The sequence below is a fragment of the Solirhodobacter olei genome (assembly GCF_004010155.1).
GTDB lineage: Bacteria > Pseudomonadota > Alphaproteobacteria > Rhodobacterales > Rhodobacteraceae > Solirhodobacter > Solirhodobacter olei.
Genome location: NZ_RRYH01000004.1, coordinates 1 through 24,198, shown reverse-complemented (window position 1 = coordinate 24,198; position 24,198 = coordinate 1). Strand labels below are relative to the sequence as shown.

Annotated in this window: 24 protein-coding genes; 17 read left to right on the top strand and 7 right to left on the bottom strand. The window is 68.4% G+C overall.

The features are described from left to right. Window positions 1–93: 93 nt before the first annotated feature. From EIP85_RS04110 to EIP85_RS04095, 4 genes are all read left to right on the top strand, one after another. The gene (locus tag EIP85_RS04110) at window positions 94–972 is read left to right on the top strand and encodes a LysR family transcriptional regulator (RefSeq protein ID WP_127900893.1); all 879 of its coding nucleotides are present in this window, start codon (window positions 94–96) and stop codon (window positions 970–972) included. Window positions 973–1,335: 363 nt separating this feature from the next. Next, window positions 1,336–1,698, top strand: coding sequence for a helix-turn-helix domain-containing protein (locus tag EIP85_RS04105; RefSeq protein WP_127900892.1), 363 nt, complete (start codon window positions 1,336–1,338; stop codon window positions 1,696–1,698). 69 nt (window positions 1,699–1,767) lie between these two features. Then, on the top strand, window positions 1,768–2,574 hold the full coding sequence (gene hisN / locus EIP85_RS04100; RefSeq protein WP_127900891.1) for a histidinol-phosphatase: 807 nt from the start codon (window positions 1,768–1,770) through the stop codon (window positions 2,572–2,574). Window positions 2,575–2,769: 195 nt separating this feature from the next. Continuing rightward, window positions 2,770–4,104, top strand: coding sequence for an 8-oxoguanine deaminase (locus tag EIP85_RS04095; RefSeq protein WP_127900890.1), 1,335 nt, complete (start codon window positions 2,770–2,772; stop codon window positions 4,102–4,104). Between the two features lie 86 nt (window positions 4,105–4,190). Here the strand turns inward: EIP85_RS04095 and EIP85_RS04090 are convergent, their stop codons facing one another. Further along, window positions 4,191–4,802, bottom strand: coding sequence for a class I SAM-dependent methyltransferase (locus EIP85_RS04090; RefSeq protein ID WP_127900889.1), 612 nt, complete (start codon window positions 4,800–4,802; stop codon window positions 4,191–4,193). Window positions 4,803–4,927: 125 nt separating this feature from the next. Further along, the gene (gene guaD, locus EIP85_RS04085; protein ID WP_127900888.1) at window positions 4,928–6,223 is read right to left on the bottom strand and encodes a guanine deaminase; all 1,296 of its coding nucleotides are present in this window, start codon (window positions 6,221–6,223) and stop codon (window positions 4,928–4,930) included. A gap of 130 nt (window positions 6,224–6,353) precedes the next feature. On the opposite strand from guaD, the gene mgtE reads away from it, so the two are divergent. The 9 genes from mgtE to EIP85_RS04040 all read left to right on the top strand — a co-directional run bounded on the left by mgtE (window position 6,354) and on the right by EIP85_RS04040 (window position 15,099). Next, the gene (gene mgtE, locus EIP85_RS04080; protein ID WP_127900887.1) at window positions 6,354–7,736 is read left to right on the top strand and encodes a magnesium transporter; all 1,383 of its coding nucleotides are present in this window, start codon (window positions 6,354–6,356) and stop codon (window positions 7,734–7,736) included. Next, window positions 7,733–8,281, top strand: a complete 549-nt coding sequence (locus EIP85_RS04075) for a 5-formyltetrahydrofolate cyclo-ligase (RefSeq protein WP_127900886.1) — start codon at window positions 7,733–7,735, stop codon at window positions 8,279–8,281. Before mgtE ends, EIP85_RS04075 begins: the two co-directional genes overlap by 4 nt. A gap of 80 nt (window positions 8,282–8,361) precedes the next feature. Further along, window positions 8,362–9,174: a TIGR00282 family metallophosphoesterase gene (locus EIP85_RS04070; protein WP_127900885.1), complete on the top strand. Its 813-nt coding sequence runs from the start codon at window positions 8,362–8,364 to the stop codon at window positions 9,172–9,174. Continuing rightward, window positions 9,171–10,124 carry a DMT family transporter gene (locus EIP85_RS04065; protein ID WP_127900884.1) on the top strand — a complete coding sequence of 318 codons (954 nt, stop codon included), beginning with the start codon at window positions 9,171–9,173 and terminating at the stop codon, window positions 10,122–10,124. The genes EIP85_RS04070 and EIP85_RS04065 overlap by 4 nt, the downstream gene beginning before the upstream one ends. Before the next feature lie 10 nt (window positions 10,125–10,134). Continuing rightward, the gene (locus EIP85_RS04060) at window positions 10,135–11,913 is read left to right on the top strand and encodes an SLC13 family permease (RefSeq protein WP_127900883.1); all 1,779 of its coding nucleotides are present in this window, start codon (window positions 10,135–10,137) and stop codon (window positions 11,911–11,913) included. A 4-nt stretch (window positions 11,914–11,917) separates the two neighbouring features. Next, window positions 11,918–12,298 (top strand): hypothetical protein, encoded by a 381-nt coding sequence (locus EIP85_RS04055; RefSeq protein WP_127900882.1) that lies wholly within the window; start codon window positions 11,918–11,920, stop codon window positions 12,296–12,298. Between the two features lie 73 nt (window positions 12,299–12,371). Then, window positions 12,372–13,112, top strand: coding sequence for a YebC/PmpR family DNA-binding transcriptional regulator (locus tag EIP85_RS04050; protein WP_127900881.1), 741 nt, complete (start codon window positions 12,372–12,374; stop codon window positions 13,110–13,112). A 137-nt stretch (window positions 13,113–13,249) separates the two neighbouring features. Further along, complete coding sequence (locus tag EIP85_RS04045) at window positions 13,250–14,164, top strand: DMT family transporter (protein ID WP_127900880.1); 915 nt, start codon at window positions 13,250–13,252, stop codon at window positions 14,162–14,164. Further along, on the top strand, window positions 14,161–15,099 hold the full coding sequence (locus EIP85_RS04040) for a DMT family transporter (RefSeq protein WP_241559884.1): 939 nt from the start codon (window positions 14,161–14,163) through the stop codon (window positions 15,097–15,099). Before EIP85_RS04045 ends, EIP85_RS04040 begins: the two co-directional genes overlap by 4 nt. A gap of 4 nt (window positions 15,100–15,103) precedes the next feature. On the opposite strand, the gene EIP85_RS04035 is transcribed toward EIP85_RS04040, so the two are convergent. From EIP85_RS04035 to choX, 4 genes are all read right to left on the bottom strand, one after another. Next, window positions 15,104–15,436, bottom strand: a complete 333-nt coding sequence (locus tag EIP85_RS04035; RefSeq protein ID WP_127900879.1) for a GYD domain-containing protein — start codon at window positions 15,434–15,436, stop codon at window positions 15,104–15,106. 222 nt (window positions 15,437–15,658) lie between these two features. Further along, window positions 15,659–16,711 carry a choline ABC transporter ATP-binding protein gene (gene choV / locus EIP85_RS04030; RefSeq protein WP_127900878.1) on the bottom strand — a complete coding sequence of 351 codons (1,053 nt, stop codon included), beginning with the start codon at window positions 16,709–16,711 and terminating at the stop codon, window positions 15,659–15,661. Continuing rightward, a complete protein-coding gene (gene choW, locus EIP85_RS04025; protein ID WP_127900877.1) occupies window positions 16,708–17,544 on the bottom strand; it encodes a choline ABC transporter permease subunit in 837 nt (278 codons plus the stop codon). Before choW ends, choV begins: the two co-directional genes overlap by 4 nt. Before the next feature lie 201 nt (window positions 17,545–17,745). Next, entirely contained in the window at window positions 17,746–18,672 is a 927-nt protein-coding gene (gene choX / locus EIP85_RS04020; protein WP_127900876.1) for a choline ABC transporter substrate-binding protein, read from the bottom strand. Window positions 18,673–18,770: 98 nt separating this feature from the next. Between choX and betI the strand changes: the two genes are divergently transcribed. The 4 genes from betI (at window position 18,771) to EIP85_RS04000 (ending at window position 22,048) form a co-directional block, all read left to right on the top strand. Beyond that, window positions 18,771–19,352 carry a choline-binding transcriptional repressor BetI gene (gene betI, locus EIP85_RS04015; RefSeq protein ID WP_164871636.1) on the top strand — a complete coding sequence of 194 codons (582 nt, stop codon included), beginning with the start codon at window positions 18,771–18,773 and terminating at the stop codon, window positions 19,350–19,352. A gap of 73 nt (window positions 19,353–19,425) precedes the next feature. Continuing rightward, the gene (locus EIP85_RS04010) at window positions 19,426–20,070 is read left to right on the top strand and encodes a glutathione S-transferase family protein (protein ID WP_127900874.1); all 645 of its coding nucleotides are present in this window, start codon (window positions 19,426–19,428) and stop codon (window positions 20,068–20,070) included. Next, the gene (gene betA / locus EIP85_RS04005; protein ID WP_127900873.1) at window positions 20,070–21,719 is read left to right on the top strand and encodes a choline dehydrogenase; all 1,650 of its coding nucleotides are present in this window, start codon (window positions 20,070–20,072) and stop codon (window positions 21,717–21,719) included. The genes EIP85_RS04010 and betA overlap by 1 nt, the downstream gene beginning before the upstream one ends. A 95-nt stretch (window positions 21,720–21,814) precedes the next feature. Further along, window positions 21,815–22,048, top strand: a complete 234-nt coding sequence (locus EIP85_RS04000; RefSeq protein ID WP_127900872.1) for an HP1242/YdcH family protein — start codon at window positions 21,815–21,817, stop codon at window positions 22,046–22,048. A 66-nt stretch (window positions 22,049–22,114) separates the two neighbouring features. Here EIP85_RS04000 and EIP85_RS03995 read toward each other — a convergent pair whose 3' ends face one another. Then, the gene (locus tag EIP85_RS03995) at window positions 22,115–23,494 is read right to left on the bottom strand and encodes a helix-turn-helix domain-containing protein (protein ID WP_127900871.1); all 1,380 of its coding nucleotides are present in this window, start codon (window positions 23,492–23,494) and stop codon (window positions 22,115–22,117) included. Between the last annotated feature and the right edge of the window lie 704 nt (window positions 23,495–24,198).

The following is a 24,198-nucleotide window of genomic DNA, read 5'->3' as shown; positions in this document are numbered from 1 at the left end:
GCCTTCACTTCATTTCCATGCTTGATCCAGATCGGCTTTTGCGGTTCATTTGTAAAACGAATGTTTATGACGTGACCGATCAGGAGTCGCGATATGGCCCGCAACCTCGACATGACCGCCCTGCGCGCCTTCGTCGCCGTGGCCGAATGCGGCGGGGTGACCAAGGCGGCGGGGGTTCTGAACCTGACGCAATCGGCCGTCTCTATGCAGGTCAAGCGGCTGGAGGAGGCGATGGGGCGGGCGCTTTTCCATCGCGGCGGGCGCAAGCTGACGATGAGCGGGGAGGGCGAGCAGGTGCTCAGCTACGCCCGCCGGATGCTGGCGCTGAACGATGAACTGCTGGCGCGGCTGAGCGACGAGGCGTGCTGCGGCGAGCTGCGCCTCGGCGTACCCGATGACATCGTCTATCCGCATATCCCGGGCGTTCTGAAGCGGCTGGCGCGGGAGTTTCCGCGCACCCGCATCACGCTGATCTCGAACTACACCAACGGCCTGCGCGAGGGCTTCGCCAAGGGCGAATACGATGTGATCCTGACCACCGAGGATCGCCCCGACCCCGCGGCCGAGGTGCTGACCGAATGCGACCTGGTCTGGGTCGGCGCAGAGGGCGGCTGCGCCTGGCAACAACGCCCGCTGCGGCTGGCGCTCGAGGAGCAGTGCATCTTCCGCCCTCTGGCGCTCGCCGCGCTGGAGCAGGCCGGGATCGCCTGGGAGATGGGCTCCTCCGGGCGTAATTGCGAGGTCATGGGGGCGACGGCGGCGGCCGATCTTGCGGTGACGGCGCGGCTGCGATGGGCGGTGCCGCAGGGCTGCGCCGTGATCGAGGGCGGAAACGCGCTGCCCGACCTCGGCCGCATCCGCATCGCGATGTATACCCGTGGCGCGGGTGCCGGCCGGGTGGCCGAGGCCCTGGCCGCCCAGCTGCGCTGCGCCTATAGCGACGGCCCGGCCCAGGTGCTTGCCGCGGAATAGGCCGGATCAGGCCGGGTCAGGCCGGCGGAGGCGCCGGACGCGGCGATCGAAGCCTTCAGGCGAAGCCGTTCCGGCGGCGATCTTTGCGAATCGCAAAGGATACGGGTTTCGGAATATTTGCAAAATGCGAAGATTGCTGGATTGCATAGGGGTGGTCGATCACGCGCGTGTTACTCTCCGCAAAGGTGTATCTAGCAGCCCCGTTTTCCCGCCCCGGGCGGGTGCGATTCGGCCTATCCTAAAGGACAAGGCATTGGTCAAAAAAGGTTAAAAATCTGCTAACCGGGCGATGGTATTGGATTTGGCACGAAAATTGCTTCATTAGTTGGTATGCAGACGAATATCCGCTTTGGAGAAGTTTGAATGAAGCACCCCGTAGACGCCCATGTGGGCAAGCGTATCCGCCACCGCCGCTGGATGATCGGCATGACCCAGCAGCAGCTGGCCGACAAGGTTGGCATCAAGTTCCAGCAGATCCAGAAGTACGAGACCGGCATGAACCGCGTCAGCGCCTCCCGCCTGTGGGACATCGCGGATGCGGTGGGCGTGCCGATCAGCTTCTTCTTCGAGGGCCTGGGCACCGAGCGCGACGTGCAACCGGTGGTCGAGGGCGACATCCTCGCCGACAAGGAAGCGCTGGAGCTGGTGCGGTCCTACTACGCGATCCCGGAGCAGCAGCGCCGCCGGCTGTTCGACTTGGCCCGCGTGCTGTCCGACGCAGCCTGACGGCTGCCGGTCCTTGACCGGCGTCCCGCCGACGGCTACCGCGTGGGGGCGGCAAGCCGGGGGCGCCAGATGACCCATATTCCCGATACGGATCGCGCCGGGCTGATCGCCCTGGCCGAGGAACTGGCCGAGGTGGCACGGGGTGCCACCCTGCGCCATTTCCGGACCGAGGGCCTGAGTGCCGACAGCAAGGAAACCGAGCGCTTCGATCCGGTGACGGTCGCGGACCGCGCCGCGGAGGCGGCGATGCGTGCGCTGATCGCGGAACGGCGGCCGCAGGACGGCATCCTCGGCGAAGAGATGGGTCCGGTCCAAACCCGGAGCGGGCTGACCTGGGTTCTGGACCCGATCGACGGCACGCGCGGCTACCTTTCGGGCACGCCGACCTGGGGCGTTCTGGTTGCGCTTTCCGACGCCGACGGGCCGCGGCTGGGCGTGATCGATCAGCCCTATATCGGCGAGCGCTTCCTCGGCGGGCTGGGCGAGGCGCGGGTCGACGGGCCGCTCGGCCGGCGGGCGCTGAAGGCGCGGGCGCCGCGGGCGCTTGGCGAGGCCATCCTTTTCACCACCTTCCCCGAGGTCGGCACCGCTGAGGAGGGCGCGGCCTTCCGCGCGCTTTCGGCAAAGGTGCGGCTGACGCGCTACGGCACGGATTGCTACGCCTACGCGCTGATCGCGGCGGGGCAGATCGACCTCGTCGTCGAGGCCGGGCTGCAGCCCTATGACGTCCACGCCCCGATCGCGGTGATCCAGGCGGCGGGCGGGATCGTGACCGACTGGCGCGGCGGGCCGGCCCATGGCGGCGGCCGGGTGCTGGCGGCGGCCAATCCCGAGATCCACGCCGCGGCGCTGGAGATCCTGTCGCGCGCGCCCTGATCCGGCGGGCGACGGGTGGGGGCGAGACGCCCCCGGCGGGTCATTATATTTTCCAATAAGAAACATGGGGTTGATCCCGGGCTGCGGTGGCATTGCCTGGTCGGTGTGATTTGATATTGTCGCGGCTGGCCGAGTCCTTTCCCCTTCTGTCGGCCGGATCCCACGGACCGAAGGGGAGGACTGTGGGAGCATTCTATGAAGGAAGTCTTGATCCGCGGCGCGGATTGCGTTGTCACCATGGATGCCGGCCGGGCGGAGATCGCCGGAGGCGACGTGCTGATCCGGGATGGCTGCATCGCGGCGGTTGGGCAGGGGCTACAGAGCCGGGGCGAGGTCATCGAGGCGCGGGGTTGCGTCGTCACGCCGGGTCTCGTCAACACCCATCACCATCTTTACCAGACGCTGACGCGGGCGGTGCCGGGCGGGCAGGATGCGCTGCTCTTCGGCTGGCTGAAGACGCTATACCCGATCTGGGCGCGGTTCGGGCCGGAGGAGATGCATGTCTCCACCCTCATCGGGCTGGCCGAGCTGGCCTTGACGGGGTGCACGCTAACCTCTGACCATCTCTATATTTTCCCGAACGGCGCGCGGCTCGATGACACGATCGCGGCGGCGGGCGAGATCGGGCTGAGGTTCCATCCGACCCGCGGCGCGATGTCGATCGGCGAAAGCGCGGGCGGGCTGCCGCCGGACAGCCTTGTCGAGGCGGAGCCGGCGATCCTGGAGGATTGCATCCGCGTCATCGACGCCTTCCACGACCCACGCCCCGGGGCGATGGTGCGGGTGGGCGTTGCGCCCTGTTCGCCATTCTCGGTCAGCCGCGAGCTGATGCGGGATGCGGCCCTGCTGGCGCGGAACAAGGGGGTGATGCTGCATACCCATCTGGCTGAAAACGATGAGGATATTCTTTACAGCCGGGAGAATTTCGGCTGCCGGCCGGGACAATATGCCGAGGATCTGGGCTGGACGGGCGCGGATGTCTGGCATGCGCATTGCGTGAAGCTCGACGCGGGGGAGATCGATCTGTTCGCCCGCAGCGGCACTGGCGTGGCGCATTGCCCCTGCTCGAACTGCCGGCTGGGATCGGGGATCGCGCCGGTGCGGGCGATGCGGGACCGGGGCGTGAAGGTCGGGCTGGGCGTTGACGGCTCGGCCTCCAACGACCAGGGGAACCTGATCGCGGAAGCGCGACAAATGCTTTTGCTTCAAAGGGTTGCGGGCGGGGCCGACGCGATGGCCGCGCGCGAGGCGCTGGAGATCGCGACGCTGGGCGGCGCCCGGGTGCTGGGCCGCGACGACTGCGGGGCGCTGGAACCCGGCAAGCGCGCGGATGTGGCGGTCTGGGATGTCTCCGGCATCGAGAGCGCGGGGAGCTGGGACCCGGTGGCCCTGCTGCTGGCCGGGCCGATGCGGGTGCGCGATCTCTTCGTGGAGGGGCGACAGGTGGTCGCCGGCGGGGCGGTCCGGACGATCGACCTGGAGCGCACCGTGGACCGGGCCAATGTGCTGGTCCGGCGGCTGATGGGCTGACCTGCGGGGCACCGTTTCCGCACCGCTTTCGCACCGTTAAAGCACCGTATTCCGGGACGGTGCCCTGCTGCTTCGCGCAACCCCCGTCAGGCGGCGTCCGGCCGGGCCAGCGCGATTCGCGTCCAGCGGACCCCGGCGGCGACATTGCGGGGCAGGGCGGGCGCTTCCGTCCGCTCGCGGATCACGCCGAGGCCCGCAGCGGCGGCGAGCGCGCGGATCTCCTCTGCGCCCACCTCGAACATCTGGCGGTCGGCGGGAACGGGGCCGTGGCGCAGCGACAGGATCAGCCGCCCGCCGGGGGCGAGAAGGCCCGCGAGGACGGGCAGCGCCGCCGCGCGCTCCTCTGCATCCAGGTGCATGAAGACCGCCGTCATCAGGATCAGGTCGAAGCGGGTGCGCCCGAGCGAGAGCGCTGGCAGTTCCGGCAGCGCGTCGTCGCACCAGCGGATCGCGGGCGAGGGGTGCAGGCGGCGTGCGCCCTCGCGCATCTCGGCGACCGGCTCCGCCGCCGTCACGCGGTAGCCCTGCGCGGCGAGCCAGCCCGCATCGCGCCCGCTGCCGGCGCCGATGTCGAGCACCTCGGCGGGCGGTTCGGGCAGAAGGTCGAGGATGCCGGCGTGGATCGCCTCGAACCGCATCGCCTCGTAATCGGCGAGAAGCGTGGCGGCGGCCTCGGCATAGCCGTCGGTGCTGGGCATGGACCACCTCCGTCGGGGAGGCGGGGCGCCTCCGGCGGGAGTATTCTAGCCAAGGAAAGGCCAAGGTCGATGGCCTTTCCTTGGGTCAAATACTCACGAGAGGGCGGCGCGGGCGGGGGGAGGCCTCAGGCCGGGGCGCCGACCTTCCTGCCGCCGACCCAGACGGCCTTCACCGCGCGGTCGTCGCCCATCATGATGGTCGGGAAGAGCGCCTGCCAGACCGTCTCTGCCCGGGCGCTGGCCTGGGCGATGGCGGGGGTGGACGCGAGGTCGAGCGCGATGATGTCGGCCTCCATCCCCGGGGCGAGGTTGCCGATGCGGTCGTCGAGCCTGAGCGCGCGGGCCGACCCCTGGGTGGCGAGCCACCAGAGCTCCGCCGGGTGGAGCGCGCGGTGGCGGAGCTGGGCCAGCTCGTAGGCCGCGGCCATGGTGCGCAGCATGGAGAAGGAGGAGCCGCCGCCGGTGTCGGTGGCAAGCCCCACGCGGTGGCCCGCTGCGGTTAGCCCGCCCATGTCGAAGATGCCCGAGCCGATGAAGGTGTTGGAGGTCGGGCAGTGGATGAGGCTCGCGTCGACTTCCTTGAGCCGCTCGATCTCGCGCGGCTCGAGGTGGATGGCGTGGCCGTAGAGGCCGCCGGGGCCGAGCAGGCCGAATTTCTCGTAGGTGTCGAGGTAGTCGCGCGCCTCGGGGTAGAGCGACTTCACCCAGGCGACCTCGTCCGTCTGTTCGGAGAGATGGGTCTGCATGAGGCAGTCCGGGTGCTCGGCCCAGAGCGCGCCCAGGGCTGCGAGCTGCTCTGGCGTGGAGGTGGGCGAGAAACGCGGGGTGATGACATAGGAGAGCCGGTCGACCCCGTGCCATTTCTCCAGCAGGCGCTTGCTGTCGTCGTAGGCGGAACGGGCGGTGTCGCGCAGGCCCTCGGGCGCGGTGTCGCGGTCCATGCAGGTCTTGCCGGTCAGCGCGCGCAGGCCGCGGGCCCGGGCCTCGGTGAAATAGGCCTCGACACTGTCGGGGTGGATCGTGCCGAAGGAACAGACCGTCGTCGTGCCGTAGGACAGCGTGAGGTCGAAGTAGCGCCGCGCGATAGTGGCGGCATAGGCGGGATCGGAAAACCGCATCTCTTCCGGGAAGGTGTAGCTCATCAGCCAGTCGATCAGCCGCTTGCCCCAGGAGGCGATCATCGCGGTCTGCGGGTAATGCGCATGGGCGTCGATGAAACCCGCCGAGAGCAGCGCGGAGCCGCAATCCGTGACCTTCGCCTGCGGATGCGCGGCGCGCAGCCTGTCCGCGGGGCCAAGATCGGCGATGCGGCCATCTTCCACGAGGATGGCGCCCTTCGCTTCATGCCTTGCGGCCTCGGGCCCGTGGGCAAACGGGTCCGCCGTGAAGGCGAGGGTCTGGCCCAGGATCAGCTCCGCCATCGGCGTCTCCATTGCTCAAAACCCGCGCACTCTAGGCAGTTTGTCGGCCGGGGTAAATTTCCCCATTGCCTCTGTTTCCCCGAAAGACTTTCGGCTAGGGTCCGGCCAATTTCCGGCGGAGGGCGTGCGCATGACCGACGAGGCGATCGCTGAAGAGGTCCATGGCGAGGAACCGCCTGCCCTCGACTCACGACGCTTCGAGGCGATCCGCGAGGCGGTGGAGGCGGGCGACACGGCCCAGCTGAACACGCTGATCGATCCGCTGCACCCGGCCGACATCGCCGACCTTCTGGAGCAGATCAGCGGGGCCGAGCGGCGCGACCTTCTGCGGCTGTGGTCGCGGGAGATCGACGGCGAGATCCTCTCCGAGCTCGACGAGTCGATCCGCGAGGAGGTGATCGAGGCGCTGCCGCCGGAGGTCCTGACCGAGGCGGTGCGGGAACTCGAGTCGGACGATGTCGTCGACATCCTCGAGGACCTGGAGGAGCCGCAGCAGGAGTTCATCCTCGGCGCGCTGGAGGATGCCGACCGGGTCGCCGTCGAACAGGCGATGGGCTATCCGGAATATTCCGCCGGCCGCCTGATGCAGCGCGAGACGGTGACGGCGGCGGAAGACTGGACCGTGGGCCAGACGATCGACTTCCTGCGCTCGGCCGAATGGCTGCCGGACCAGTTCTACCATGTTATCCTCGTCGACCCCCGGATGCGGCCGATCGGGAACGTGACGCTTGGCCGGATCCTGTCGGCCAAGCGGACGGCGAAGCTGAAGGACCTCGCCGAGGAGGTTTTCCGCACCATCCGCGCCACCGAGGAGGAGCGCGAGGTCGCCTACCTCTTCAACCAGTACCATCTGATCTCGATGCCGGTGGTGGACGAGGCGGACCGGCTGGTCGGCGTCATCACCATCGACGACGCGATGAACGTGCTGGACGAGGAGCACGAGGAGGACATCCTGCGCCTCGCCGGTGTGGGCGAGGGCTCGATCACCGACAACTGGATCGAGGTGACCAAGCAGCGCTTCCCCTGGCTCTTCGTGAACCTGCTGACGGCGATCCTCGCCTCCGGCGTGATCTCGCTCTTCGAAGGCACGATCCAGAAGATCGTGGCGCTGGCGGTGCTGGCGCCGATCGTGGCCTCGCAGGGCGGCAACGCCGCGACGCAGGGGCTTGCCGTGGCGGTGCGGGCGCTGGCGACGAAGAGCCTGACACGGTCGAACGCCCTGCGGGTGATCTGGCGCGAGATCGCGCAGGGGCTGGCCAACGGCGCCTTCTTCGCGGTGATCATGGGGATCATCGCCTATTTCTGGTTCGGCCAACCGCTGATCGGGCTGGTGATCGGCATGGCGATGGTGATCAACCTCTTCGCCGCCGCGCTGGCGGGGCTGCTGATCCCGCTGGGCCTTGAAAAGATGGGCTTCGATCCGGCGCTGGCTTCGGGCGCCTTCGTGACGACGGTGACCGATGTCGTGGGCTTCTTCTCCTTCCTCTGGCTTGCCGGGATGGTGCTGCTGTGAGCCTGCCCGAGGCCAAGGCCGCCGCCCGCAAATCCGCCTTCGCCGCGCGCAAGGCGGCCTTTGCCGCCGGGCAGGGCGATGCCGCCGCGCGGCTTTCCGAGGTGCTGGCGGCGCAGGCTGGCAAGGTGCTTGCGGGCTATATGCCAATGCGGACGGAGATCGACCCGTTGCCCGCGATGGCCGCGCATGACGGCCCGGTCTGTGTGCCGGTGATCGAAGGGCCGGGCCGCCCGCTTCGCTTTCGGCGCTGGACCCCGGGGGCGCGGATGGTCGCCGGCGATTTCGGCGCGCTGATCCCGGAGGCGGGCGACTGGCTGGAGCCGGAGGTCCTGATCGTGCCGCTGGTGGCCTTCGATGCGCGGCTTTACCGCCTGGGCTACGGCGGCGGCTTCTACGACCGGACGCTGGAGGGCCTGCGCGCCAGGCGTCCGACGCTCGCCATAGGCTTCGCCTTCTCGGCGCAGGAAATGGCGGATCTGCCGCTGGAGCCGACCGACCAGCCGCTTGACCTGGTGGTGACCGAGGCGGACGTTCGTCGCGCCTAAGGCGTGCGCCTCGGGGTGCCTGCCACCCCGCCGCCGTTTCCGCTTGCCCGAGCCTCTCCGGCCCCCTAATCCTGCGGGCCATGAAAATTCTTTTCCTGGGCGATGTTGTGGGCCGCGCCGGCCGGGCGGCGATTGTCGAGCGGCTGGCGAAGATGCGGACGGACTGGGGCCTCGACTTCGTCGTGGTCAACGGAGAGAACGCGACCGGCGGGATGGGGCTGACGCCGGAGCACGCCAAGGCGCTGCTTCAGGCGGGGGCGGATTGCCTGACGCTTGGCGATCATGCCTTCGACCAGAAGGACATGCTGCAGTTCATCGAGAGCGAGCCGCGCATACTGCGCCCGCTGAACTTCTCCAAGCAGGCGCCCGGCAAGGGCGCGCGTCTTTTCACCGCGACGGGCGGGCGCAAGGTGCTGGTGACGCAGGCGCTGGGCCAGGTCTTCATGAAGCGGCCCTTCGACGATCCGTTCTCCGCCCTGGACCAGGTTCTCAAGACCCATCCCCTGGGCGGGCTGGCGCAGGCCAGCATCGTCGATTTCCATGCCGAGGCGACGAGCGAGAAGATGGCCATGGGCCATTGGTGCGACGGGCGCGCGAGCCTGGTCGTGGGGACCCATACCCATGTGCCGACCGGCGATGCGCAGGTCCTGCCGGGCGGCACGGCCTATCTGACGGACGCGGGCATGTGCGGGGATTACGATTCGGTCATCGGCATGGAAAAGACCGAGCCGATGCGCCGCTTCATCACCGGCATGCCGAAGACGCGCTTCGAGCCGGCCCGCGGCGCGGTCACGCTGTCCGGCGTCTATGTCGAGACCGACGACCGCACCGGGCGCGCCAAGCGCGTCGCGATGGTGCGCAACGGCGGACGGCTGCAGGACAGCGCGCCATGAGAAGCCCGGGGCCGGGCCCGAGGGGCGCGCGCGCGGCGCCCTACGCGATCCTGCTGGCGCAGGGGATCGGGTGGGGGGCCACCGTGCCCTTCGCCAAGATCGCCGTCTCGACCGGCTACGGGCCTTTCGGGCTGATCGTCTGGCAGCTGGTGATCGGCTCCTGCGTTCTGGGCACGCTGATGCTTGTGACCGGGCGGAGGCTGCCGCGGGGACGGTCCTGGCGGATCTGCCTCGCGATCTCTCTTGTGGGCTCGATCCTGCCCAACACGGCCTCTTTCGTGGCGGTCCGGCACCTGCCGGCGGGGGTGGTGGCGATCCTGCTGTCCTCGGTGCCGATGCTGGCCTTTCCGATCGCGCTCGCCCTCAGGACCGACCGGTTCGGGTTCGCCCGGCTGGGCGGGCTGCTCTGCGGGCTGGCGGGGGTGGCGCTGATCGCCCTGCCGGGGGCGAGCCTGCCGGGGCCGGGCATGGCGATCTGGCTGCCGGTCGCGCTGGTCGCGCCGGCCTTCTATGCGCTCGAGAGCAATATCGTCGGGAAATGGGGAACGATGGGGCTCGACCCGATCCAGCTTCTGTTCGGGGCCTCGTTGATCGGGATCTGCATCGCCGTGCCGATGGGGCTGATCTCGGGCCAGTGGATCGACCCGCTGCCGCCCTGGGGGGCGCCGGATTACGCGCTGATGGCCTCTGCCGCGATCAGCGCGCTGGTCTATGCCAGCTATGTCTGGCTGATCGGGCGGGCGGGATCGGTTTTTGCCGCGCAGGTTTCCTATCTTGTGACCGGCGCCGGCGTGCTGTGGTCGATGGTGCTTCTGGGAGAGCGGTTTTCTTCGTGGGTCTGGGCGGCGCTTGCCCTGATGCTGTGCGGTCTGGCGCTGGTGCAGCCGCGCGGGGCCGCGGAGGCTTGCCAGCCGGCGCGGGCTGGGGAACCATCGGTCGAATCGATCTGAAAGGCGCCCCATGTTCGGCATCGACCTGACCGGCACGCCTGCGGCCATCGCCGCGATCTCGATCGTCCTCGTGATGCTGGTGATGTTCGTCCGCGAAAGCTACCCGGTCGAGGTGGTCGCGATCTCCGGCGCCGTGGTGATGATCGTGCTGGGGATCCTGCCGCAGAAGACCGCGCTGTCGGTCCTGTCGAACGAGGCGCCCTGGACCATCGCGGCGCTCTTCATCATCGTCGGCGCCCTGGTCAGGACCGGGGCACTGGAATGGGTGACGCAGCTCGCCAGCCAGCAGATCCAGTCCCGGCCGAAGACCACGCTGGTGGTGCTTTCGGTGGGGGTGGTGGTCGTCTCGGCCTTCGTCAACAACACCCCGGTCGTGATCGTGATGATCCCGGTCTTCATGCAGCTGGCGCGCGCGCTTGGCGTCTCGCCCTCCAAGCTCATGATCCCGCTGAGTTTCCTGACCATCTTCGGCGGCACGATCTCGCTTCTGGGGACCTCGACCAACCTGCTGGTGGACGGGGTGGTGCGGCAGGCGCACATGCGGCCGTTCACGCTGTTCGAGATCACGCCGCTGGGCATCGTCTATGCCGCGGTGGGGATGACCTACCTGGCGCTCTTCTCGCGCTTCTTGCCCGAGCGCGCCTCGATGAGCGCGCTGCTGGGCGACCGCAGCCGGGCGAAGTTCTTTACCGAGGTGGCGGTGCCGGAGGGCTCCAGCCTGATCGGGAAGAAGCCGGACGAGGTGGAGATCTTCAAGCGCGAGACGGTGCGGGTGATCGACGTCCTGCGCGGCGACGCCTCGCTGCGCCGCGACCTTGCAGCGGTGACGCTGGAGGCGGGCGACCGGGTGGTGCTGCGCACGCCGATGGCGGAGCTTCTGGGCCTGCAGTCGAGCAAGGAGGTGCAGCCGGTCGACAAGCTCTCCTCCGTCCAGACAACGACGGTCGAGGTGCTGATCTCGCCCGGCTGCCTGATGGTGGGGCGATCGCTGGGCACCATGCGTCTGCGCCGGCGTTACGGGGTCTACCCGCTGGCCGTGCATCGGAGAAACCAGAACATCGGGCGACAGCTTGACGATCTGGTCGTGCGCGTCGGCGACACGCTGCTTCTGGAAGGGGCGATGGCCGATATCCAGCGGCTGGCGGCCGACATGGAGCTGGTCGACATCGGCCGGCCGCGCGAGCGGGCCTATCGCCGCCGCCATGCGCCCCTGGTGATCGGAGTGCTGGCGGGCGTGGTGCTACTGTCGGCGTTCGATCTGGCGCCGATCGTGATCCTTGCCGCGATCGGGGTGGCTGTGGTGCTTCTGAGCCGGGCGATCGACGCCGACGAGGCCTTCGGTGCGATCGAGGGCCGGCTTCTGGCGATGATCTTCGGCATGCTCGGCGTGGGCGCGGGGCTGGAGCATTCGGGCGCGGCGCGGCTGATCGTGCAGGCGGTGACGCCGGCGCTGGCGCAGCTTCCGGCGCATCTGGTGATCTTCGCGGTCTTCTTCGTCGCCTGGCTGATGACGGAGCTTGTCACCAACAACGCCGTCGCGCTGATCCTGACGCCGATCGCCATCGGGCTTGGTCATGCGCTGCACATCGACCCGCGGCCGATCGTGGTGACGGTCATGTTCGCCTCCTCCGCCAGCTTCGGCACGCCGATCGGCTATCAGACGAATACGCTCGTCTACGGCCCTGGCGGCTACAAGTTCACCGACTATATGCGCTTTGGCCTGCCGCTGAGCCTTGTGATGGCGGTGGTCGTCAGCCTGCTCGTTCCCGTCTTCTGGCCCCTGGGGTGATCCGATGCGCCTTGCGTTCCTTCTGCTTCCCGTTCTCGCCGCCGCCTGCGCGGGGCTGACCACGCCCGTCCCCACGGCGGCGCGGCTGAGCCAGGACCGGCTGACCGTCACGCTGAGCAATGGCGAGATCTGCACCGGCCCGCGGCCCGCCGGGCAGGCGCCCGCGCGCGGCTGGTCCGGCACGCTTCAGGGCTGCGGGCAGGCGCTGCCCTACGAGGTGCGGATGGACCCGCATCGCAACCTGCTGCAGGGGCTGCTGGTCGAGCTTTTCGGGGCCGTCGGCGCGAAGGGCCTGCTGGCCCCGGGGGGCGAGGTGCGGGTGACGGACGCGCGGGGCACCCACCATGTCTTCGTCTCTCCCCCGCAGCAACGCCTTACCCACTGACGGGGAGCTTGCAGGCCTGCTGCGCTTCGTCCTATAGAGGCGCGCATCCCGGAATGTGACGACGGAGACGGACATGGCAGGCCATTCGAAATGGGCCAATATCCAGCATCGCAAGGGCCGGCAGGACGCCGCCCGGTCGAAGCTCTTTTCCAAGCTCTCCAAGGAAATCACGGTGGCCGCCAAAATGGGCGACCCGGATCCCGAGAAGAACCCGCGCCTGCGCCTTGCGGTGAAGGAAGCCAAGGGCCAGTCGATGCCGAAGGACGTGATCGACCGCGCCATCAAGAAGGCGATCGGCGGCGATGCGGAAAGCTATGACGAGATCCGTTACGAGGGCTACGGGCCCGGCGGGATCGCCATCATCGTCGAGGCGATGACCGACAACCGCAACCGCACCGCCTCCAACGTGCGCAGCTATTTCGCCAAATGCGGCGGCAACCTGGGCGAGACCGGTTCGGTCGCCTTCATGTTCGACCGGGTGGGCGAGATCACCTACAAGCCCGAGGCTGGCGACGCCGACACCGTGATGATGGCCGCCATCGAGGCCGGCGCCGATGACGTCGAGAGCGACGAGGACGGTCACTGGATCTATTGCGCCGATACCGATCTGAACGAGGTCTCCACCGCGCTCGAGGCGAGCCTTGGCGAAAGCGAGACGGCGAAGCTGATCTGGAAGCCGCAGACCCGGACCGAGGTCGATGCCGAGACGGCGCAGAAGCTGATGAAGCTGATCGACACGCTGGAGGACGACGACGACGTCCAGAACGTGACCGGCAACTTCGACATTCCCGACGAGGTGGCCGAGGCGCTCTGAGCCCCGGCCCGCCGGGGCCTTCCGGCCTCTGCGTTTCCGCCCTGAGACCCGCGTCACGCGCATGGCAGCCATGCGCGCGCAGAAAGGGCGGCCGGGCGGCCTTGCCATCGTCCGGGTGATGCTGTCAGGTCGCCCCCATGACTGCAGCGGTGATACCTCAACCGGCGGACCGGCCGGCCGCCGGCGCGCTTTGGATGGTTCTCTCCGGCGTGGCCTTTCTGGGCGTCAATGCCATCGTGAAATACATCGGGACCACGATCCCGGCGGCCGAGGCGGCGTTCCTGCGGTATTCCTTTGGCAGCCTGATCCTGTTGCCGACGCTGCGGCCGCTGCTGCGCCAGCGGCCCTCGGCGCGGGCGATGAAGCTCTTCGCCGGGCGCGGGCTGCTGCATGCCGGCGGCGTGGGGCTGTGGTTCTACGGCATGGCGACGGTGCCGATCGCCGAGGTGCAGGCGATCGGCTACCTCTCTCCCGTGCTGGTCACGGTAGGTGCGGCGATCTTCCTGGGCGAGCGGCTGGCGCTGAGGCGCATCGCCGCCGTGGTGGTGGCGATCCTCGGCGTGGGGGTGATCCTCAGGCCCGGCTTCGCCGCGGTCAGCCTGGGCGAGGTGGCGCTGGTCGCCGTGGCCTTCTTCTTCGCCGGGTCCTATCTCGTCGCCAAGCGGCTGACCGAGACCGTGGCGCCCGGCGTGATCGTGGCGATGATGTCGATCTGGGTGACGATCTGGCTGTCGCCGATGGCCATCGCGGCCTGGGTCGCGCCGCCGCTGGCGGTGGTGGCCTGGCTCGCGGTGACGGCGGGCTTCGCCAGCCTCGGGCATTACGCCATGACCCAGGCCTTCAAGCTGGCGCCGGTGACCGTCACCCAGCCGGTGACCTTCCTGCAGCTGCCGTTCGGGATCGCCATGGGCGCGGTGATGTTCGGCGAGCCGGTGGACATCTGGGTGGTGATCGGCGGGGCGATGATCATCGCCGCCATCGCCTTCATGACCTGGCGCGAGGCGGTGCTGAACCGCCGCGTCACCCCGCCGACCGGAGCGACCAAGATATGAGCAAGACCCCGATTCCCGCCGCCGGACCTGCCGCCGGGCCCTCTGCCGACCGGCCGGTAGCCGGCGCGCTCTGGATGCTGGCTTCGGGGCTTTCGTTCATCGCGGTCAACGGCATCGTCAAATACCTCGGCACGGCGCTGCCCGCGGCGGAGGGGGCGTTTCTGCGCTACGTTCTGGGCCTCGTCTTCCTGATCCCGATGTTGCGGCCGCTGCTGCGCGCCCGGATCACGCCGCGCCAGCTGGGGCTTTTCGCCGGGCGCGGGCTGATGCATGCGCTGGCGGTCATCCTTTGGTTCTTCGCCATGGCGCGGATCCCGATCGCCGAGGTGCAGGCGATCAACTACCTGTCGCCCGTGCTCGTCACGGTCGGCGCGGCGATCTTCCTGGGCGAGCGGCTGGCCTTCCGCCGCATCGCTGCCGTGGTGGTGGCGATGCTCGGCGTGCTGATCATCCTGCGCCCGGGGATCCAGGCCGTCGGCCCGGGCGAGACGGCGATGCTTTTCGTCGCGGTGCTGTTCGCGGGCTCTTACCTGACGGCGAAGAAGCTGACGAGCTTCGCCGCGCCGCCGGTGATCGTGGCCATGCTCTCGATCTGGGTGACGATCTGCCTTGCGCCCTTCGCGATCGCGGTCTGGCGGGCGCCGACGATGGGCGAGGTGGGGCTTCTGTTCGTCACCGCCGGCTTCGCGACGATGGGCCATCTCTGCATGACCCACGCCTTCCGGCTGGCGCCGGTGACGGTGACCCAGCCGGTGACCTTTCTGCAGCTTCTCTGGGGCACGCTTCTGGGGGTGATCTTTTTCGCCGAGCCGGTCGATGTCTACGTCATCGGGGGCGGGCTGCTGATCATTTCCGCCATCGCCTTCATCACCTGGCGCGAGGCGGTGCTGAACCGGCGGGGCATCACCCCGCCGGTGGGGGCGACCGAAGTCTGACGGGTCAGTTCATCGGCGCCTTGTAGCTGGCGGCCACCGAATGGGCGAGCTTCATCGCCGCCGCAGCCTCCTCCATCGTCAGCAGCTTGACCGTCGAGGCGCTGGCCACCGTGCCGGAGGCGCCGACGACCATGGCGGAGGCGGCCGCCGACATGTCGTCCTTGCCCTCGATCAGGCAGATCACGTCCCAGGTTCCCATTGCGAAGAACATGTTATGCAGCTTGCCGCCCACGGCGGAGATGATTTTCTCGGCCGCCGCACGGCGGTCCGAGGGATGGGAGATCATCGCCTTCATGGCCTCGGGCGTATAGCTCAACTGGTACAGGTAGAACGCCATCGGATATCCTCCCGCAATCCGGGCCGGCTCGGGCGCGCCCCGTTTCAGGTTGTCCGACAGGCCCGGAGCTGCCGCGCGAAATCGCGGCGCTATGGTCGGGGCGCGCAGACCGCAGGATAGCACGGATCACGGCCAATATCACGCGTCCGTGATCGCCGCGGGGCCGCCATATGCAGTCGGGGAATATCCTGCGGGGGCCGGGGGAAGCCCCCCGGCCGGGCGTCAGCCCGTGCGCCCGCCGGTGGGGTCGAGGATGCGGGCCAGCACGCTGTCGCGCGTCACCTCGCCGATGATCTGGCCGCCGTCTTCCACGCCCACGGGATGGGCGGAGCCCTGCACACGCTCCATCACCGCCTGGATCGTCTCTTCTGCCGCGACGGTGATCTCGGGCGTGCCGCTGAGCGGCTGCATCGCGTCGCGCGCGGTCAGTACGCCCAGCGGGTTCATGTGCGCCACGAAATCGGCGACGTAATCGGAGGAGGGGTTCTGGAAGATCTGCCGCGCGGTGCCGCACTGGACGATCCGACCGCCTTCCATCAGCGCGATGCGGTTGCCGATCTTGAACGCCTCGTCGAGGTCGTGGCTGACGAAGACGATGGTGCGCTTGAGCTTTTCCTGAAGCGCCATCAGCTCGTCCTGCAGCCGGGTGCGGATCAGCGGGTCGAGGGCGGAGAACGGCTCGTCCATCAGCAGGATCGGCGCGTCGGTGGCGAAGGCGCGGGCGAGGCCGACGCGCTGCTGCATCCCGCCGGAGAGCTCTCCCACCCGGCGCTCGGCCCATTGCGAGAGGCCGACAAGCTCCAGCTGGGCGTCGACCTTCTGGCGCCGCTCTGCCGGTTTCATGCCGGCGAGTTCCAGCCCGAGGCCCACGTTCTCGCGCACCGAGCGCCAGGGGAGCAGGCCGAACTGCTGGAAGACCATTGCGATGCGGGTAAGCCGCAGGCGGCGCAGGGTAGCCGTGTCGGCATTGGTGACGGAGACCATGCGGTCGCCGTCGTGCACGCGGACCTCGCCGCGCACCACCGGGTTCAGCCCGTTGACCGCGCGCAGCAGGGTCGATTTGCCGGAGCCCGACAGGCCCATCAGCACCAGGATCTCGCCGGTGTCGACGGTGAGCGAGCAGTTGTGGACGCCCAGCACCTGGTCGGTCGCCTGCTGCACCTCGGAGCGGGTCTTCATCTCGTCCATGAGCGGCAGGGCGGACTTCGGCTTGTCGCCGAAGACGATGGAGACATTGTCGAATTCGACGGCGGGGACTGGATTTGCTTGGCTCATTTTCGGCTCACCCTCAGCATGCGGTCGAGAAGGATCGCCACGACGACGATGACGAAGCCCGATTCGAAGCCGAGCGCGGTGTTGACCGAACCGAGCGCGCGCACCACCGGCACGCCGAGCCCGTCGGCGCCGACCAGCGCCGAGATCACCACCATGGAGAGCGAGAGCATGATGGTCTGGTTCAGACCGACCATGATCTGCGGAAAGGCGTAGGGCAGCTCCACCTTCCAGAGCTTCTGGCGGGAGGTGGCGCCGAAGGCCTCGGCCGCCTCGATCAGCGCGGCCGGGGTTTCGGCGACGCCGAGCTGGGTCATCCGGATCGGGGCGGGCAGCACGAAGATCACCGTGGCAAGCAGGCCCGGCACCATGCCGATCCCGAAGAAGACGATGGTGGGAACGAGGTAGACGAAGGTCGGCAGCGTCTGCATCAGGTCGAGGATCGGGGCGATGGCGCGGTAGACCGCGGGCCGGTGCGCGGCATAGATGCCGATCGGCACGCCGATCCCCATGCACACGATGCAGGCGGCGAGCACCAGCGTCAGGCTTTGCGTCGTCTCCTGCCAGTAGCCCTGGTTGAGGATGAAGAGCAGCCCGAGGAAGACCAGAAGACAGGTCTTCCAAGAGCGTTGCAGCCCCCAGGTCAGCGCCACGAAGGCGATGACGATGACGATCGGCGGCGGCGTCTGCAGCAGCCATTCGATGATGTTGATGGCCGTGCTCATCACGTCCGACAGGCCGTTCAGTAGCCAGCCGAGATGGCCCTGCACCCAATCGACGACGGCGCTTGCCACATCGCCGACAGGGATCTTGTAGTCGGTTACCCAGTTGAGCATTGCTCTGCGCCGGCCCCCTTCAGCCTCGCTTGCGGGGCCGCGCCGGCGTCCCCCCGGCCGGGCCCTGCGGTCATGGCGGCGGCGCCTCGCGCACGCCCTTATCCGCTTCAGGGAACGGTGTCCCCGGGGCGAATGTCAACCATTCGTGGAAAGTTCGGGCCCCGGCTGTGGCCGGGGCCCGTCGTCGGTCACACAGACCGATTACATCTTCAGCGCCTTGTCGACCGCGGCGACGGCATCGCCGCCGTCCTTGGTCTTCACGCCTGCGAGCCAGGGCTTGATGGCGTTCGGGTTGGCCTTCAGCCATTTCACCGCCGCCGCCTGCGGCTTCATCCCGTCGTCGAGGATGTAGCCCATGATCTGGTTCTCCATCGGCAGGGTGAAGACGAGGTTCTTCAGAAGCTGGCCGACGTTCGGGCAGTCCTTCACGTAACCGGCGCGGGTGTTGGTGTAGACGGTCGAATCACCGCCGAAGTATTTCTCGCCGCCCGGCAGGTAGGTCAGCTGGAACTTGGTGTTCATCGGGTGCGGCGCCCAGCCGAGGAAGACGATCGGCTTCTTCTGCTTGGTCAGGCGGGCGACCTGGGCGAGCATGCCCTGTTCCGAGCTTTCGACGAGGTGGAAATTCTTCATGTTGTCGAAGTTCGCCTTGATCATCTTCAGGATGATCGCGTTGCCGTCGTTGCCCGGCTCGATGCCGTAGATCTTGTCGTCGAGCGCCTTGGCGTGGCCGGCGAGGTCGGAATAGCTCTTGATGCCGATGGCGGCGCCGTACTTGTTGGTGGCCAGCGTGTATTTCGCGCCGGTCAGGTTGGCGCGCACGGTGTCGACCGTGCCGGCCTTGGTGTAGGGCGCGATGTTCGGTTCCATCGACGGCATCCAGTTGCCCAGGAAGACATCGACGTCGCCCTTGGCCATCGAGGTGTAGGTGATCGGCACCGACAGCACCTTGATGTCGGTCTTATAGCCGAGCGCCTTCAGCATGTAGGTCGTCACGGCGGTGGTGGAGGTGATGTCGGTCCAGCCGACATCGGAGAAGGTGATCTTGTCGCAGCCCGCGCCGAGGGCCGGACCGGCGAGACTCAAGGCCGCCGTGGCGGCGATGAGGGCTGAACGGAAGGATGTCATCAAGCGCTCCCTGCTTTTGTTGATTGACGAGTCAATAAACTTCAGGCTAGCCCCGTTTGGCAAGAGTGTTTCGCGAGGGCATGATGCCGAAGCTCGGAATGGAACCTATCCGAAAGGCCGCGCTGGTCCAAGCAACCATCGCGGAGATCGGCTCTGCACGCTCTCTGGACGTCACGGTGAGCCAGATCGCAAGGCGGGCAGGTATGTCCTCGGCGCTGGCACATCACTATTTCGGCAACAAGGAACAGATGTTCCTGGCGGCGATGCGTCATGTCCTTTCGCTCTACGGCGCCGAGGTGCGCGGCGCGCTGGAAACCGCGACCGGCCCGCGCGAGCGGCTGGAGGCGGTGATCCGCGGCTCCTTCGCCTCCGGCAGTTTCCGGCGCGAGGCGGTGGGGGCCTGGCTGAACTTCTACGTGCTGGCGCAGACGGTGCCGGAGGCGAAGCGGCTTTTGCACATCTACCAGAGCCGGCTGCGCTCGAACCTGATGGCGGGCCTGCGCCCGCTGGTGGGGGCGCAGGCGCTCGGGATCGCCGACGGGATCGGCGCGATGATCGACGGCGTCTACATCCGCGAGGCGCTGAGTGAGCGGCCGGCCGAGCGTGGGCAGGCGGCAGAGATGGTGCTGGCCTATGCCGCGGCGCGGATCCGCGACACGGGCGTGGCGGTACCCGGCTGACGGGCCGGAGGATCGCCGGGCACGCCGGGCGAGACGGGAAGACGGCCCGCAGGGGCCGAGGCAAGGACGGAAGATGATTACGGTATACGGGCGGGCCACCTCCTCGAATGTGCAGGCGGTGATGTGGGGCATCGGCGAGCTGGGGCTGGCCCATGAGCGGCTTGACTACGGCCATACCCACGGCGGGCTCGACACGGCCGAATACCGTGCGATGAACCCGCATGGCCTCGTCCCCACGATCCGGGATGGCGAGCTGGTGGTCTGGGAAAGCTGCGCGATCCTGCGCTACCTCGCGGCGCGCTACGGCGATGGCGGGGCGTTCTGGCCGGCCGATCCCGCGATGCGGGCGCTGGTGGACATGTGGGCCGAATGGGGCAAGACCTCGTTCAGTGGCGATTTCACCGGGCCGATCTTCTGGTCGCGGGTGCGCACGCCGGCGAAGGACCGGGACGCGGCGGCGCTGGCCCGGGCGCTGGAGCGGTTCGAGGGCCGGCTTGACCGGCTGGAGGCGCAGCTGGGCGACAAGGCCCATGTCTGCGGACCCTTCACGCTTGCCGATATCGTCATCGGCCACGTGCTTTACCGCTGGTTCGACATCGACGTGCCGCGCCGCCCCCGCCCGGTGGTGGAGGCCTATTACCGGCGCCTGACCGAACGCCCGGCCTTTGCCGAACATGTCATGGTCTCTTACGACCCGCTGAGCGTGGAGGGGGCGTGATGGAAGCTGATTACGTCGTCGTCGGCGCCGGGTCCGGCGGGTGCGCCATGGCCTATCGCCTTGCCGAGGCGGGGCGGCAGGTTCTGGTGATCGAGCATGGCGGATCGGACGCCGGACCGTTCATCCAGATGCCGGCGGCGCTCTCCTACCCGATGAACATGAAGACGTACGACTGGGGCTATCAGTCGGAGCCGGAGCCGCATCTGGGCAACCGCCGCCTGGCCACGCCGCGCGGCAAGGTGATTGGGGGGTCGTCCTCGATCAACGGGATGGTCTATGTCCGCGGCCATGCGCATGACTTCGACCATTGGGCCGAGGCAGGCGCCACCGGCTGGTCCTTCGCCGACGTGCTGCCCTATTACAAGCGGATGGAAAGCTGGCACGGCGGGCCGGACGAGGGCTGGCGCGGCACGAACGGGCCGCTCCACATCACCCGGGGGCCGCGCACCAACCCGCTGTTCCATGCCTTCGTGGAGGCCGGCAAGGAGGCCGGCTACCCTGTGACGGCGGATTACAACGGCCGCCAGCAGGAGGGCTTCGGCCCGATGGAGGCGACGATCTGGAAGGGCCGCCGCTGGTCCGCCGCCAATGCCTATCTGAAGCCCGCGCTAAAGACCGGGAAGGTGACGGTCGTGCGCGCCTTCGCCCGCAAGGTGGTGATCGAGCAGGGCCGCGCCGTGGGCGTCGAGGTCAGCCGGGGCGGCGCGGTCGAGGTGATCCGGGCGCGGGCGGAGGTGATCCTCGCCGCCTCCTCGCTGAACACGCCGAAACTGCTGATGCTCTCCGGAATCGGCCCGGCGGCGCACCTGGCGGAGCATGGGATCGAGGTTGTCGCGGATCGCCCCGGCGTGGGCGCGAACCTGCAGGATCACCTTGAAATCTATATGCAATATGCCTCGCTGAAGCCGGTGACGCTTTACAAGTACTGGAACCTGATCGGCAAGGCGGTGATCGGGGCGCAGTGGCTGTTCACCGGCAAGGGGCTGGGCGCGTCAAACCAGTTCGAAAGCTGCGCCTTCATCCGCTCGCGCGCCGGGATCGATTACCCGGATATCCAGTATCACTTCCTGCCCATCGCGGTGCGCTACGACGGCAAGGCGGCGGCAGAGGGGCATGGCTTCCAGGCCCATGTCGGCCCGATGCGCTCGCCCTCGCGCGGGGCGGTGACGCTGCGCTCGGCCCGGCCGGAGGACGCGCCCGTCATCCGGTTCAACTACATGTCGACCGAGCAGGACTGGATCGACTTCCGCGCCTGCATCCGGCTGACGCGGGAGATCTTCGGGCAGGAGGCCTTCGCCCCGTTCGTCAAGCACGAGATCCAGCCCGGCAAGGCGGTGGAGAGCGATGCCGAGATCGACGCCTTCATCCGCGAACATGCCGAAAGCGCCTATCACCCCTGCGGCACGGCGCGGCTGGGCCGGGCGGACGACCCGATGGCCGTGGTCGATCCCGAATGCCGGGTGATCGGGGTGGAGGGGCTGCGCGTCGCCGACAGCTCCGTCTTCCCGCGGATCACCAACGGCAACCTCAACGGCCCCTCGATCATGGTGGGCGAGAAGGCGGCGGACCACGTGCTGGGGCGCGGGATGCTGGCGCCCTCGAACGACGAGCCCTGGGTCAATCCGCACTGGCAGGAGAGCCAGAGATAACGGCGGCGCGGCGGCGGATTTGATCGGGGTCAAGGCCGCGTCGGGTGGCGGGCGATAGCCTTCCCCCGACGCGACTGGAAAAGGACCTGGCCCAGATGAAACCGCATGATTTGACGGAAGAGTTTCCCGAGGATGCCGCCAAGCTGCATGCCCTGAAGGGCCGCGACGCGCATTTCGCCCGGCTGGTGGCGGAGTACGAAGAGGTCAACGAGGCGGTCCATGAGGCCGAGACCCGCCTGGCCCCGACCGACGAGGCCCATGAGGAGGAGCTGCGCCGCCGCCGCCTTGCCCTGAAGGACGAGATCCGGCGGATGCTGCAGGCGGTCTGAGCCGCGCCGGCCTGCCCATGACATGAACCGACCGCCCGGCCTGCGCCGGGCGGTTTTTCGTTGCGCTCAGCCGATCTCGTAGGGCAGGAGGCCGCGGCGGTCGGCCTCGATCCTCAGGCGCCGCTCCAGCGGCGGGACGGAGCGCTGGTGGCAATCCGGCCGCTCGCAGATCCGGCAGGAGATCCCGATCGGTTCGAACCCGCCGCCGAGGTCCAGCCCGTCGGAATAGACCAGTTCCCGCGCATGGGCGATCTCGCAGCCCAGACCGATGGCGTAGCGGCGGGTCCGGGCGTGGAAACTGCCGCCGGGCTTGGAGATGTCGCGGGCGAGGCAGAGGTAGCGGATGCCGTCCGGCGTCTCGGCCAGTTGGCGCAGGAAGCGGCCCGGGGTCTCGAAGGCGGCATGGACGTTCCAGAGCGGGCAGCCGCCGCCGAAGCGGGCGAATTGCAGCCGCGTGGCGGAGTGGCGCTTGGTGATCGTTCCGGCCTGGTCGACGCGGACGAAGAAGAAGGGAATCCCTTTCGCACCAGGGCGTTGCAGGGTGGACAGGCGGTGGGCCACCTGTTCGATCGAGGCACCGAAGCGGTCGGCGAGGCGTTCGAGGTCGTGGCGCATCTCCTGCGCGGCGGCGAGGAAGGGGCGATAGGGCAGCAGCGCCGCGCCGGCGAAGTAGTTGGCCATGCCGATCTTGGCGATGGCGCGGGCGGTCTCGGTCTGGAAGCGGGCGAGGTCCAGCGTCGCCTCCAGAAGCTCGTCCTGGGTCAGGAGCGCGAGCTGGTGGAGAAGCTGGAAGCGCCGCGTGGCGGGCGCGGCGCGGGCCGACAGGGTCAGGGTGCGGCGCACGGGATCATAGGCGCGCAGCTCTGCCGCGTCGCCCTGGGCCAGGGTTATTCCCCGGGATTCCAAGGCCTTGCGGGCAGCCTCCGCCGGGTCCTCGCCGGGGGGCGCGACCCGTTCGGCGGCGCGGTCGACGGCGTCGATGTAGTTGTCGCAGTAGTGGAAGAAATCGCGGACCTCCTCCCACGGGGAGGGCTGGGCGTCGTCGCGGCCGAGCGCCTCGTCGAGGGAGGCGAGGCGCTCGTGGGTCTGGCGGTAGGCGCGGTGGAGATGGAGGAAGGCGCGGGCCAGCGCGGGGGCGTTCGAGGCGGTCAGCCGTAGGTCGGCGATACCAGGTGTTGTAGCCTGGAAGACCGGATCCGCAAGGGCTTCTCTCATATCGGTCACGAGGCGCTCCGGGTCGCCGGTGGTCAGCTCTGTCACGTCGAAGCCGAACTCGGCCGCCAGCGCCAGCACCACCGCGGCGGAGAGCGGGCGGTGGTTGTTCTCCATTTGGTTCAGGTAAGGCAATGAAATGCCGAGCTTTTCGGCAAAGGCCCGCTGGGTGAGGCCGAGGCCCGTGCGCGTCTCGCGCAGGGTGGTGCCGGCGTAGAGCTTCTGGGCGGGCATGGGCGGGTCCCCCGGTTTGCAGTCTTTGCAGGATAGGTTTGCAAAGGACCGTGCGCAAGATGGCGCACGGGCGCAACGGGCGGGCCGCAAGGCACTGGAAATATTGAGAAAAGCTGGCGCGGTGCGGGGAGATGGTTCAATGGTTGAACCATACCGCCTTTACACCGCTTTCGCACCGTTTTGGCACCGCAGTCCACCGGCGCCGGGGACGGCGCGCGAGACGGGCCGGGCGCGGCAGGGCGCGGGGGCGGCGGGGCGCTTAGTTCTCCGGCTCGCGGATGACGCGGATGATGTAGATCACGGTCCCGATCAGCACGACATGAACGAGCAGGAGACCGATGGAGATCAGCGAGCCTGAGAGCATGTCGGGGGTCCTTTCCTCGCGATCCGCCGTGGCGGGTTGGGGGCGGGTTAGCACGGCCGGCGGCCGAGGGACAGGGGGGCGGGCTGCGCGGGATTGCCGCGGTTCCGGGGGCGGGGGGATGCGGAGGGGGAGTGACCAAATTTGGGACGCCGCACGGGCCAGGCGGGGCGACTGGGCCGGAGCAGGGCTGGCTCCCAGTGGCCGAAGGTCTGCTCAGGGCCTGAAGCGGACCCACGTCCCTGACCTGCAATCACTTGACCACAGCTGGTAGGGCAAGATCGACTTCTGCTGCTCCTGTGAACCCGCCATATTCGCGCAAATCTGAGGGAAAGGTTGCGTG